Source organism: Methylobrevis pamukkalensis (assembly GCF_001720135.1).
GTDB classification, from domain to species: domain Bacteria; phylum Pseudomonadota; class Alphaproteobacteria; order Rhizobiales; family Pleomorphomonadaceae; genus Methylobrevis; species Methylobrevis pamukkalensis.
The window spans coordinates 1-12,306 of record NZ_MCRJ01000121.1; the positions used below are offsets into that span (position 1 = coordinate 1).

Annotated in this window: 13 protein-coding genes; 2 read left to right on the forward strand and 11 right to left on the reverse strand. The window is 64.5% G+C overall.

Features of this window, described 5'->3' with window-relative positions; all coding sequences use genetic code 11:
- Positions 1 to 4 precede the first annotated feature (4 nt).
- Positions 5 to 925 carry a LysR family transcriptional regulator gene (locus A6302_RS16840; RefSeq protein WP_083255859.1) on the reverse strand — a complete coding sequence of 307 codons (921 nt, stop codon included), beginning with the start codon at positions 923 to 925 and terminating at the stop codon, positions 5 to 7.
- Between the two features lie 138 nt (positions 926 to 1,063).
- On the opposite strand from A6302_RS16840, the gene A6302_RS16845 reads away from it, so the two are divergent.
- Both A6302_RS16845 and A6302_RS24795 read left to right on the forward strand, forming a co-directional pair.
- On the forward strand, positions 1,064 to 2,290 hold the full coding sequence (locus A6302_RS16845; RefSeq protein ID WP_083255857.1) for an MFS transporter: 1,227 nt from the start codon (positions 1,064 to 1,066) through the stop codon (positions 2,288 to 2,290).
- Positions 2,291 to 2,421: 131 nt separating this feature from the next.
- Positions 2,422 to 2,790, forward strand: a complete 369-nt coding sequence (locus A6302_RS24795) for a Rossmann-fold NAD(P)-binding domain-containing protein (protein WP_245294119.1) — start codon at positions 2,422 to 2,424, stop codon at positions 2,788 to 2,790.
- 431 nt (positions 2,791 to 3,221) lie between these two features.
- Here A6302_RS24795 and A6302_RS16855 read toward each other — a convergent pair whose 3' ends face one another.
- The 10 genes from A6302_RS16855 to A6302_RS16900 form a co-directional block, all read right to left on the reverse strand.
- The gene (locus A6302_RS16855) at positions 3,222 to 4,376 is read right to left on the reverse strand and encodes an efflux RND transporter periplasmic adaptor subunit (protein ID WP_245294118.1); all 1,155 of its coding nucleotides are present in this window, start codon (positions 4,374 to 4,376) and stop codon (positions 3,222 to 3,224) included.
- A 45-nt stretch (positions 4,377 to 4,421) separates the two neighbouring features.
- Entirely contained in the window at positions 4,422 to 6,779 is a 2,358-nt protein-coding gene (locus A6302_RS16860; RefSeq protein WP_069308013.1) for an ABC transporter permease, read from the reverse strand.
- The gene (locus A6302_RS16865; protein WP_210183371.1) at positions 6,780 to 7,508 is read right to left on the reverse strand and encodes an ABC transporter ATP-binding protein; all 729 of its coding nucleotides are present in this window, start codon (positions 7,506 to 7,508) and stop codon (positions 6,780 to 6,782) included.
- A 49-nt stretch (positions 7,509 to 7,557) separates the two neighbouring features.
- Complete coding sequence (locus tag A6302_RS16870) at positions 7,558 to 8,247, reverse strand: phosphoribosyltransferase (RefSeq protein ID WP_069308014.1); 690 nt, start codon at positions 8,245 to 8,247, stop codon at positions 7,558 to 7,560.
- Between the two features lie 3 nt (positions 8,248 to 8,250).
- The gene (locus A6302_RS16875) at positions 8,251 to 8,610 is read right to left on the reverse strand and encodes a DUF2267 domain-containing protein (protein ID WP_141703874.1); all 360 of its coding nucleotides are present in this window, start codon (positions 8,608 to 8,610) and stop codon (positions 8,251 to 8,253) included.
- Between the two features lie 127 nt (positions 8,611 to 8,737).
- Positions 8,738 to 8,935, reverse strand: a complete 198-nt coding sequence (locus A6302_RS16880; RefSeq protein ID WP_069308016.1) for a hypothetical protein — start codon at positions 8,933 to 8,935, stop codon at positions 8,738 to 8,740.
- Between the two features lie 304 nt (positions 8,936 to 9,239).
- Positions 9,240 to 9,692: a cupin domain-containing protein gene (locus tag A6302_RS16885; protein WP_069308017.1), complete on the reverse strand. Its 453-nt coding sequence runs from the start codon at positions 9,690 to 9,692 to the stop codon at positions 9,240 to 9,242.
- A complete protein-coding gene (locus tag A6302_RS16890; protein ID WP_069308018.1) occupies positions 9,689 to 10,327 on the reverse strand; it encodes a TetR/AcrR family transcriptional regulator in 639 nt (212 codons plus the stop codon). Before A6302_RS16890 ends, A6302_RS16885 begins: the two co-directional genes overlap by 4 nt.
- A 219-nt stretch (positions 10,328 to 10,546) precedes the next feature.
- Entirely contained in the window at positions 10,547 to 11,680 is a 1,134-nt protein-coding gene (locus tag A6302_RS16895; protein WP_169833615.1) for a sensor histidine kinase, read from the reverse strand.
- Positions 11,673 to 12,306, reverse strand: a 634-nt coding sequence (locus A6302_RS16900) for a response regulator (RefSeq protein WP_069308019.1), incomplete at its 5' end; no start/stop codon positions are given. The genes A6302_RS16900 and A6302_RS16895, both read right to left, overlap by 8 nt.

Here is a 12,306-nt window from a genome sequence, read left to right on the forward strand (position 1 = left end):
GCGATCAATAGCCGTCTGAAGTTTCCGTCCTCGCGAGTCCCGAGCAAAAATTCAGGAAGGCGCGGACTTTCGCCGCCGGGTGGCGGCGGGACGGATGGATGGCGTAAAGCGGAAAGGTCTCGTCCGGCCAGTCGGGAAAGAGATCGATCAGCGCGCCGCTGGCGAGCCACTGCCCGATGCCGAGAGACATGACCTGCGCCACGCCGGCGCCTGCCAGGCAGGCCTGCAGCATGGTGTTCACGTCGGTCAGCAGGAGCGGACCGGTGGTCGGGACAGGCAGATCCTCCTGGCCTCGCCGGAATTCCCATTCGAAGGGACGGCCCGTCAGCGGATCGCGGAACTGGATGCAGGCATGGCCAGACAGATCCTCCGGCCTTTTCGGCCGGCCGCGAGCTTCGAGATAGGAGGGGGCGGCCACGGTCAGGATGCGTGTTTCCAGCAGAAGCCGTGAGATCAGCGAGGACGACGGCTGTGGCCCGAAACGCACGGCAACGTCCATGCCTTCCGAAACCAGATCGCCCACGTCGTCGCGGGTGTGGATCTCGATCTGCAACTCGGGAAAGCGCTCGGTGAAGGCGGCGAGGCGTGGCGCCAGCACCAGCCCGGAAAAGAACGGATCGACATTGACCCGCAAACGACCGCGCACTGCGCTCGCGGCCCCGGACGCAGCGCCCGCCGCTTCCTCTATGCCTTCCAGATGCGAGACGATGGCTTCATAGAAGCGCGCCCCTTCATCCGTCAGGTGCAGCGACCGGGTCGTCCTGTCGAAGAGCCGGATGCCCAGCCGGTTCTCGAGCCGTGAAATCGACCGGCTGACCCCGGAAGGGGTGAGGCCCAGCGTCTCGGCTGCTCCCGCAAACGAGCCTCTTTCGACAACGGCGGCCAGCACGCCGACTCCGGACAGGATACGACCGTCAAAGTTCACGCTCGACACTCCGCATGTCTCGTCCTTGTCGATCGCTGATAAATGATTTTCAGTCACGAGTGATACGACAAAACGACATCACACGCATCAGTCTTTCTCCGGCATGGTCGGCCGAGCCTAAAAAACCGGAGATTTGGCATGACTGACCACGCTATTCCTCAGCTTCATGGAGAGCCTGCGCCCGAGGCGGCCTTTATCGGTGAAATCAAACGGCGCTCGCCTCTCGCCGAAGCGCTGGCCGTTATCGCGCTTTCACTTGGAACATTCGCCTTCGTCAGCACGGAACTGATGCCCATCGGCATCCTGCCGCAGATGGCGGAAGGCGTCGGCGTATCGCTCGGACAGGCCGGTTTCCTGGTGACGGGCTTTGCGCTGCTCGTGGCGATCGCCGCAACACCGCTCACCGCCGTTACCCGGCGCTGGAACCGCAAATGGATGATGTTGAGCCTGCTGCTTGCCTGCACGCTCGGCAACGTGCTGACTTACTTTGCGGACAACTATGCGGTGCTTCTGGCGAGCCGGCTGATCGTTGCCGCCGCCATCGGCATCTTCTGGTCGACGGCGGCCAGCATGGCGGTGCGGATCGTTCCCGAAAGACATGCGGTGCGGGCCGTCTCGGCCGTCTATGGCGGGCTGGCGCTCGCCTCCGTGCTCGGCATTCCCGCCGGCACGTTCCTCGGCAACTATGCCGGTTGGCGCATCGTGTTCGTCGCGCTCGCGGTCCTTTCCTTCGCCGTTTTCGTCAAGATGTGGCTGACCCTGCCCAATCTTGCCGCAAACCATGACGGCAGGCACGGCACGGTTGCCGAAGCATGGCGCGAGCAGCCCCTGCGCGCGGCGGTCTACGTGACCGCGCTGATCATGATGGCGAATTTCCTTGCCTTCACCTATATCGCGCCCTTCCTCGAACAGATCACGGGTTTCGAGACGTCTTGGATCGGCGGCCTGCTGCTGGCCTATGGCGCTGCAGGTCTTGTCGGCAATTTCGGCATCGGGCCGATCATGGCGCGCGGCTATCGGCCAACGCTCTTCGTCACGATGATCGTCCTGATCGCCAGCCTCGCAGCACTCGGCTTTGCCGGGACGAATCGCGGGCTTGTCATTGCGCTGCTCCTGATCTGGGGCGCGGCCTATACCGCCTTGCCGGTCCTCATGCAGACCTGGGTGTTCAAGGCGGCGGCCCATCTGAACGGTGCCGAAGCGCCGTCCTCGCTCTATGTGTCGGCCTACAACGGCGCGATTGCTGCCGGCGCGCTGGTCGGCGGGGTGATCGTCGACCACGCCGGCCCTTGGTCGATCATGCCGATCTCGGCGCTGATCGGCATTCCCGCGTTGCTGATCGCCTTGAAACACGCACCGAAGTGACACGGCAGCGGACAAGAGTGTCGATACACGGAGAAGATCAATGGCACGCATTTTCATCACCGGCTCCTCAACGGGCCTTGGGCTGATGATAGCAGCCTTGCTGGCGGAGAAAGGGCACGCGGTTGTCCTGCATGCCAGAAACGACGAACGCGCCAAGGCCGCCATGGCGGCCCTGCCTGCAGCCCCGTGCGGTGGTCGAAGGCGATGCCTCGACCATTCGCGCCACCATGCGGCTTGCCGAAAAAGCCAACCGGCACGGCCCGCATGACGCGGTCCTCCACAATGTTGCCGTTGGCTACCGCGAACCGCAGCGCATCGAAACCGGTGACGGTCTGCCGCATGTCTTTGCCGTCAACACGCTGGCGCCGTTCATCCTGGCGGCGCTGATCGAAACGCCTAAACGGCTCGTCTATCTGAGTTCCGGTCTGCATCGCAATGCATCGGTCGATCTTGATGACATCACTTGGGAGAAGCGCCGTTGGGATGGAACCGAGGCCTAATCGGAAAGCAAGCTGCACGATGTGCTTCTGGCCTTTGCCTTCGCCCGATGTTGGCCGGACGTCCTGTCAAACGCGCTTGAACCCGGCTGGGTATCCACGCGCAGGGGAGGGCCGGCGGCATAGAGGACATGCAGGATGGCGCCGACGAGCAAAGAATGGTTCGTCTTCTCCCAGTGATTGCGCTTGTCGAGTGAGCCTCGGGGTTGACGAGGACGTCGGCGAAGGTCTGCACGTCGCGGACTTCCCACTCTCCGGGCCATCGGAGCCTCGCATTTCGGAAGGCACAGCGGTTGCCGGACCTGGCAAACAGGAGCTTTGTATCCGTGATGCTCGGGCCACTGCTCGACATGATCCTGCTCCAGACTGAGAGGCTCTGTTCGTGTGCAGGCCTTTGGCTCTTTGAAAGCTTCACAAGTCGACATTGCCTCCGGTCAATTCCGTACCTCGGCGGCGGCACCATCGGCCAGCGTGTCCGATGGATGGACCACGACCCTGTCGCCGGAAGACAGACCGCTCAGCACCTCTGCCGTTTCGTCGTTCATCCTGCCGATCGCGACACTCGTCTCGGCCAACCGCCCGTCCTCCAGCTTGAAGACCTTCCAATCCAGCCCCGCGCGATAGAGCGCGCTGACCGGAATCTGAAGGCAGCTTTCGCATCGCCAGATCTCGAGTTCCGCCACGACCCTGAACCCATGGCCGAGACGGGGGTCGCCCTTGGCGAAATCGAGGATGCCGTTGACCCGCTGCTCCTCGATGCCGAGGGCGGAGACCTTGGTGAATGCTGCCGGGTCGATCCGTCTCACCGTCGCTGGCAGATCGGCTTCCCCGCCCCATTCGACGATGCTGGCGGGCGTGCCGGGAGCAATGCGAACGGCGTCGGCGGACAGCAGGTCGACCACGATCTCGAGCTTCGAGGTATCGCCGATTTCGGCAACCACGGCGCCGGCGGCAATGGCCTGCTCGCTGCGGGCGTGTATGGTCAGCACGGTTCCGTCGACCGGCGCGAGCAGGTTGATGCAGCAATGGCTCGGATCGGGAATTTCCGCATCGGGTTGAAGAAGGCGGGCCTCGGCGCTCGCCAGTTCGGCCTGCCGAAAGCCTACGGTGGCGCGGGCCGCCTCGACAGCCGCCTCCTGCCGCTCGACCTCGTTGGTGGCTCTCTCCAGCGCGCTTTCGGAAATGATGCCCGGATCGAACAGCTTGAGAGCCCGGGCAAGGTCTTCCTTGGCAAGAGCGAGATCGGTCTCGACGCGACGCAACTCGCTCTCGGCGATGCCGACGCCCGAACGCGCTGCATCGCGCGCCGCGATCAGCTCCGCTTCGGTACGGCGGTCGATCAGCGGCGGATCGAGCGCGTGAATTGCGGCGACGATGGTCTTGCCGCCTTCGACGCGGTCACCCTCGCTGAGCACCGTCCGCGACAGACGTCCCGCGATCGGGGTCGACACGGCAAAGATGTCGCGAACCCTGGTCATTCCCTCCTCGCGTATGGTGACGGTCATCGGTCCGTCTGCGACGGTCGCGACGTCGACCTGGGCCGGTTGTTCGCGCACGGCCCACCACGCGGCTCCGGTGATCGCGATCACGATCCCGCCGTAGAGAATGCGTCTCGGCCATGGGCTCTTCATTGATCAGTCTCTTGTCTTGAGGACGCGCACGAGATCGAGGCCATCGATACGGCGGCGCACGATCAGGGCGGACAGCAGGGCGATGGCGAGAACCACCAGGCTGGCAACCGCGAAGGTCGATCGTTCGATGACAAACGGGATGCGGAAGAGGTCGCTGTCGAAACCCTGCACCACCGACCACGAGAAGGCCGTGCCCAGAGCCCATCCCAGCGGCTGGGCCGAGGCAACGACCACGGCGAGTTCGGTCAGGAGCACGCCGGACACCTCGCCTCTCGAGAAGCCGAGGACCCGGAGACTCGCGAGTTCCCGCGCCCGCTCGGAGAGCTGGATGCGCGCCGAGTTGTAGACGACGCCGAACGTGATGATCCCGGCTAGCGCAGCGTATACGCTCGTCATGATCCCGATGTTCTCCTCGATGGTTTCGCGGAATTTGGTCCGCGACACCGCCTGCAGGGCAATGCCGCCGATCGCCGGCGTCGACTTGATCGCGGAATAGAGATCCGGCAGCCGCGAGGCATCGAGCGCAACGCGCACGCCCGAGATACGCGGCCCGTCCCCGATCATGCGGTCGAGCGCCTCCGGATGCATGTAGACCGCGAGCCCCACATAACTCTGCACGATTGCGGTCACCCGCGCTTGGGCCCGGCGCCCGCCATGCTCGAGCAGGGTGACGTCCATGCGGTCGCCCACCGACAGATGCAGGAGGGACGCGACGTGCTCCGAGACCACAAGGCCCGCCGGCGGCGGCGTGACGGGAATGAGATCGGTATCCAGCACCCGTGCCAGATCCGCATTCGTCGGAATGGTGGTGATCATCAGCCGGCGCCTGTGATGACCGTTGCGCAGCACGACCTGGGTCGCCCTGAACCCTTCGGCTCGCAGGACGCCAGGCAGCCGTGCGGCGGCCTGCAGCGCATCGGGGCCTCGCGACGAGACGAAGGAGAGGGTGGCGTCCTGACGCTCGGTCCTGAAGAAGACCGTGTCGACCATGTAGGCGACGGAATCGAAGGAGAACAGCGCCGTGATCAGCAAGGCGACGGCGAACGAGATGCCGAGCGTCGTCAGCACGGCGCGGACTGGCCAGCGCAGCAGATGCCGCATGGCCATCATCGTGAGCTGCGACACCTGGACGGTTGCGCGTCCGTCACCCGTTCGCGACCGATAGCGGGTCGGGGCAGGGGGGCGCATGGCGACCGCCGGCGGCAGCCGCGCGACGCTCCATATCGCGCGCGCGCTGCCCGCGAGCGCAGCTGCGGCGCTGATGGCCCCGGCGATCGCATAGAGATCGGCGCTCTGCCGGAACATCAGGAACGGGAACGAGAAGAAATCGGCATAGAGGCTGGTCAAGCCGTCGCCGAGCAGCTGGCCTGCAATGGAACCGATGGCAATACCGATCGCCGCGATCACCAGCGTCAGCTTTGCGTAGTGCCAGACGATCTCCAGCGACCGGTAGCCGACCGCCTTCATCAGGCCGACCTGCTCGCGCTCGAGAGCGACCAGGCGGGTCAGGATCATGTTGACGAGGAACGCCGAAACAAAAAGGAATATGGGGGGAATGACTGTCGCCATCGAGCGAAGCTGGATCAGCTCGTTGTCGAGAAAGGCGTGCGACATCTGGTCGACACGGTCGGTGGCGCCCGTGCCGCCGAAGGGTTTCAACAAGGCATCCACGCGTTCGGTGACGTCGGCAAGGCGCGCACTGCGTTGCGTCCGCGCGGCGAGATCGTTGAAGGCGCCGTCCATGTCGAAGATGCCTTCGATGGCCGAGCGCGGCATGTAGAGGACGCCGAAGCGGCGCGGGTCGGGCACCATGTCGCCCGGCCCGAGCGCGTAGATGTATTCCGGCGAAAGCACGATGGCTGCCACGGTGAGGTCGCGCTTGCGGCCGTTGAGGATCGCCGAGAACCGGCTGCCGGGCACCATCGCATGAGCGGCTGCGAAGCTCTCCAGAACGGCAACTTCGCTCCTCGCCGGATCGGGCCACCGCCCGGAGCGGAGATAGAGCCTGTTGACCGAAGGCTCTCCCCTGTCCGGTATGGAGATGACGATACCGGCGGCAGGTTCTGCCATGCCCTCGATATCGAGGATGACGGACTTGGCGATCCGCAGTTCGATGGCGCTGATGCCATCGATTCGTGCCAGCGACTCGCCCAGGCTGAGCGGGGCGCGCGTCGCCCCGGCGAAGATGGTGGCGAAGCGGTAGCGATCGTAGAAAGCACTGCGGGTCTCGTCGAGAGAGCGATAGGCACCGACGGACGTGACGATGGTGGCGACACCGCAGGCCATCACCAGGGCGATCGCCAGCACCTGCGCCCAGAGGCGGAGCAGGTCTCGGAGAAGCTTGCGGTCGAGAACGGACATCTACCAGCTCACGGCCGACGGTTCGAGGCGGTGTTCGTTGCGGACGGCCTCCACGATCGTGCCGTCCCGGAAGGAGAAGACGCGGTCGGCGATCTGCCGGACGACGGCGTTGTGGGTGATGATCGCCATCGTGGTGCCGAGTTCGCGGTTGATCCGTGAAAGGGCCTCCAGGACGAGAACCCCGGTCTTGGAGTCGAGGGCGCCGGTCGGCTCGTCGCACAGCATGATTTCGGGCCGCTTGGCGATCGCGCGCGCGATCGCCACACGCTGCTGCTCGCCGCCCGAAAGCTGCGCCGGAAAATGGCCCATCCGCTCCTGCAGCCCGACCATGGCCAGCGCCTCGTCAGGGGGCATCGGCGACGGTGCGATCTCGGTCACGAGCGCGACATTCTCCCAGGCGGTCAGGCTGGGGATGAGATTGTAGAACTGGAAGACGAAGCCGACATGGTCGCGGCGAAACCGGGTGAGCTGGTGCTCGGAGCAGGCCGTCAGTTCGAGATCTCGAAACCAAGCCTGGCCGGAGGTGGCCTGGTCAAGTCCGCCTAGAATGTTGAACAATGTCGACTTGCCGCTGCCCGACGGGCCGAGCAGCACCGCCATTTCGCTGCGGTAGAGGTCGATGTCGACGCCGCGCAAGGCGAAGACGTCCACCTCGCCGGAGCGGTAGATCTTGGTCAGCCCTCTGGCGTGAAGGATCCGCTCGTCCCCATCGGTGTTCCAGTGAGACATCACGCATTTCCTCAGCCGTTGCGGCAGACGTTGATGCGGGTCAGTTCGGTCATGTAGCGCTGCCTGGCCTTGTGATCGGGACGCCCACCGGGTCTTGCAGCCGAGATGATGCCTTCGCCAGAAGCTCCAGAACCTCGGCATCATCGAGCTGATGGAACTCCCGGTAATGGAAGCCCAGCGCGCGGAAATCCGGCGGCTGGGACAGGCATACGACCCGATCGGCCTCCCGGGACAGATCCGATACGGCATCCGGAGACGCGATAGGCAGCGCCAGAATGACCTGCGCCGGGGCCCGGCGGCGGATGGCGCGTGCGGCAACCTTCATGGTGGCGCCCGTCGCGGCGCCATCGTCGACCAGGATCACGCTCTTTCCCTTCACCGAGAGCGGTTGACGCTCGCCGCGGTAGACCGCGCGCCGCCGTTCCAGTTCGGGCCTCTCGCCGGCGATCAAGGCGGCCAGTTCGTCGTCCCGGAGGCCGTAGGCTTCGATGATCTCACGATTGAACACGACGTCCGGGGGATTGCCGTCGACGATCGCCGCCACGGCCAGTTCAGGATTGCCTGGCGCGCCGACCTTGCGAACGATGATGAGGTCGAGGCGGGCACCAAGCGCCGATGCGATTTCGAACGCGACGGGCACGCCGCCGCGCGGCAGCGCCAGCACGACCGGATCGTGCGGCGCCAGGGCGACAATCTCGGTCGCGAGCATGCGCCCGGCTTCGGAGCGGTCGCGAAACATCGGTCAATGCACCGGCCAGAGGTTGGGGGGCGCTGTCGTCATCGAATTCCGCACCTGACTGATTTCGCCGTGGTCGAGGCGACGGTCAAGGAGGCTGACGACAGCCGCGACCGCGCGATCCGGATCGCCGGTCGGATCGCTGGACATGTCGTGCCGAATGCGGTCGACGAATTCCTCCTTGCGCCGATCACGGGCCGGGCTTGCCGACGGCTGCCATCCCTCGAAGTGGATTCCGCGGATCCGCGCCAGTTCCAGTCTCGTCCCTGCGGACGGGTTCGCGCAGACGGCGCAACTGACGCTCGCGCATCTCGCCTCGCCGATCGGAAGAATCGCGTGATGAGCGTCCATGTGCCCCTCGAACATCGGATCCACGCCTGTGCGGGAAAGCCCCGCCTGCAGGGCAGCCGTTCTTGTTGCCGAGGGAGAGCCTAAGGCTAAAAGTCAGGTCGTCCTTGCGCGAAATCAAATTCCGGGCGCCTGCGGTCCACTTTCAGGCCTTTGTCCTCCGGCTCCCGCAGGAGATCAGGAATTCCGCGGAAAATGCAGCGGCAACCTCCAGCCGAAGGGGGGAAATCGTTGAAAGCCGATCGACCTCGCGGCGCATGGCTTCGAATGGCATCCATTCGCGCTCGGCCCGCGCGCCGGTCTTGTCGGTCTCGACGGGCAGGTTGGTGGCGGTTTCGGCCATCGGGCGGTCTCCGTTGTCGCTCGTGCCTGACCATCACCCAGGGCACGAAGGGGTGGAATGAGATGAGCCGGCCGATCCGATCCGTTCCACGTCCCATGCAGTCGAAGGCTTGGCCGACCAACGGCATGAAGATTGTCTGCTGGCGGCGGCGCCCTCACTGATGTGCGTCAAGCGATGGCCCGGAGCCATATTCGTACCATTTGCTGCCAGGTAGCAACGGCGCCTATCCGGCGGCAATGCTGCAGTCGACCGGTCGCGAAACCGACTGTTTCCGCGACCGGCTGATCATTTCGTCGAGGATGCCTCACGCGGCCATGGTGAGCGGCTCGATGCCGTGGCGCTGCATGGCCGCGCCGATCTTCGCGAAGTCGGGTTCGCCCTGTGGTTCGGATGCGCCGATATCGCGGAAGAAGTCGATCATCGTCTTTTCGATCAGCACCAGCATGCGCACCGGCCCGCCACTCTCGTTGGAATAGTTGTGCGGCAGCATGGACGGAATGCGCACCGCGGTGCCCGGACCGGCCAAGACGGTCCGCGGCGCGCGTCCGGCGCCGAATTCGCGGACGGTGAGTTCGCCCTCGAGAATGTGAAACATCTCGGGCGAGCGATGCGTATGAGGCGGCGTACCGGACCCCGGGGGCACCTCGATATCAAGCAACTCGAGATCTGAACCCGAAAGGCCGCCGAGGAAGCGGATGCGGTCGGCGACAACCCACAGGGTTTCGCCTCCGTCCGCGGGGACGACGTCGAGATTCATCGCGTTTTCTCCTTGGTTTGCGATGGGACGTCCGCCTTGTCATGGCCCGGGTCGACCGCGGACAGGATCAACTCGAGCGCCCAGGATGCGGTCTCGCCGGCCTGGGCACCGGTGAGACCGCCGTAGTCTTTCAGGACCTCCCAAGCGGAGGCCGAGAACAGCAGGTGTGCCAGTGCCTCGACCTTGCGGGCCGTGGCTGGCGGAAGTTGGGAGAGCACGGGCTCCAACGCACCGGCGAACAGGGCGCGTCGTCCGGTGATGGTATCCATGCGCATCTCGCGCCCGGTGCGCGAGTGGAGCGCGGCACGCATCGCCGCCTCATGCGCATCAAAACGGGGAAAAGCTTCGCGCGGGCCGTCGACCACGTCGCGCACGCTGTGCGGGGCAGGGGAAGCCCCGATCTTCGCATTGAGCCACGGCCAGAATGCGCAGAGCAATTCCTCGCGGGTGGCGAAGTGACGGAAGATCGTGCGCCGCTGCACGCCGGCTTTCTGCGCGATCGCCTCCATGCCGATCTCGTCGGGCGCACCGGCTTCGCCCATCAGCGCATGGAGCGCAGCAAGGATCGCTTCGCGCGTCTGCTGCGCGTTCTTCTCTCGCAACGGGCTGTTGTAGGCGCGCGTGGTACCGGGCATGGCGGGTGTTCCAAATTTGATGACACATTATGTGTCACCAAATTCAGGGGCCGTCAATTGGAGTCACTATAGGTGACGCTAATTTGTCGGCGAGCCGCAGCACCGTCAGCCGAAGAGGCCGGTGTGCGTGTCAGCGTGACCGCTTCAATCTCATCGGCGGCGAACATGGTCGAGGGTCCGCTCGCTTCTGCCGAATGAACCTCGCCTTGTCAGCAGCGCCTAAAACACGATCGTGGCGTAGGAGCCTCCGTCGGGGTTGTTTCCCACTTCCAGTCGCGCATCGTGCCCTTCCGCAATCGCCTTGACGACCGTAAGGCCAAGCCCCGAACCGCTCGGACCGTGGCCGTCGAGGCTCTCGCTTCGCCAGAACATGTCAAAGGACGAGTGCTGCACGTGGGAGGGCAGTCCCGGGCCCTTGTCGTGGACGGAAATGAAGGACCGCCCGGCCTCGTCCACACCGGTACAGACATCGATCGGGCCAAAAGCCCCCGCGTATTTGCGGGCGTTCTCGAGGAGAGCGAGCAGAGCCTGGCGGAACCGGTCCGGATCGATCTTCGCCGGCGCGGCTTGCAGGTGTGTCCGGAGATCGATGGCGTCGCCTGCGGAGGTCTGAAACAGGGTCACCGTGTCCGACACATGCAGCGCGAGATCGGTCGTCGTCGTGGCCGTGACGAAGTTGACCGTGCCTGCCAGCGACAGCGTGTTCAACTGATCCACGAGACGGGACACGCCCTGAGTCTGCACCAGAAGCGCGCGCAGACGTTCCTCGCTGACCGCAAGCACACCATCGGCCATGCCTTGCAGATTGCCCTGCAACACGGTCAGCGGCGTCCGCAATTCATGGGCAACCGCCCGGGTGTTGAATTTCAGGCGGGTCTCCAGCGCGAGCAACTCGCCGGCCATGCGATTGATCGTGATCGCAAGGGTTTCCACTTCCTTGGTGGCACCAGGTTCGACCGTGACCTGAAAGTTGCCTTGTCCAATCTTCTCTGCGGCGGCGGTCAGCCGGGTCAAAGGAGCCACGAGCCGATAAGCGAGGACGACGCCGATTCCGCTCGTGAAAACGATCAGGACAAAGCCGAAACCCAGGACACCCTTGACCGGTGAGGCTTCCGTCGCTTCCTCCAGTTGCGGATAGAGTGGCGCCAGTGCTGCGAGAGCCTCCGGATCGGGGATCTCGCCCTTGTTGATGCTCACCCAGGCCGTTCTCGCGTCAGGGGGGAGGGCATCCAGTGCCGCGACTTCGGCATGGTCGATGTACCAGTCGACCAGGACGAAGAGCAGAGCGATCGTCACAAGCTGAATGACAGAGACCAATGCGGCTGTCAGCGTTGAGAGGGCCGGTCTAGACACCTGTCGACCTCGCAAAACGATACCCGACACCTCGGACCGTCACGATATACCCTTCCTGTCCACACTCGGCCAGTTTTCGCCTCAGGTTGGCGATGTGCATATCGACGGTTCGATCGAGGGCGCCGCTTTCGGGCAGACACGCGTCCAGCAACGACGCTCGGTCGAAGGTCTTGAACGGAGATCGGACAAGACAGAGCAGAAGGCGGAATTCCGTTGCCGTCAGCGGCATCTCGACCCGGCCATTCTTCGTTGCTGCAATGGCGATGTGCGAGTCCAGTTGGACCTCGATGTCCTCATGTCGGATGACCTCGCTGCCGGCCACGCCTGTTGTCCGCTTCAGCACGGCGCCGACACGCGCCACGACCTCCTGCGGGTTGAAAGGTTTCGTGACGTAGTCATCCGCGCCCAGTCGCAAACCCAGCAACTTGTCGCTGCTGTCGTCCATCGCCGACAGGAATATGACCGGCACGGTGGATCTCCCGCGGACTTTCGTCAGAAGATCGAAGCCGTCGATATCCGGCAGGCCGACATCGAGCAACACCAGGTCCGGCCGCAGCATCTGCAGATGGGTGAGAGCGGTCTGGCCGGTCGAGGCGCGGATGGTCCTGTAGCCGGCCCTTCCAAGA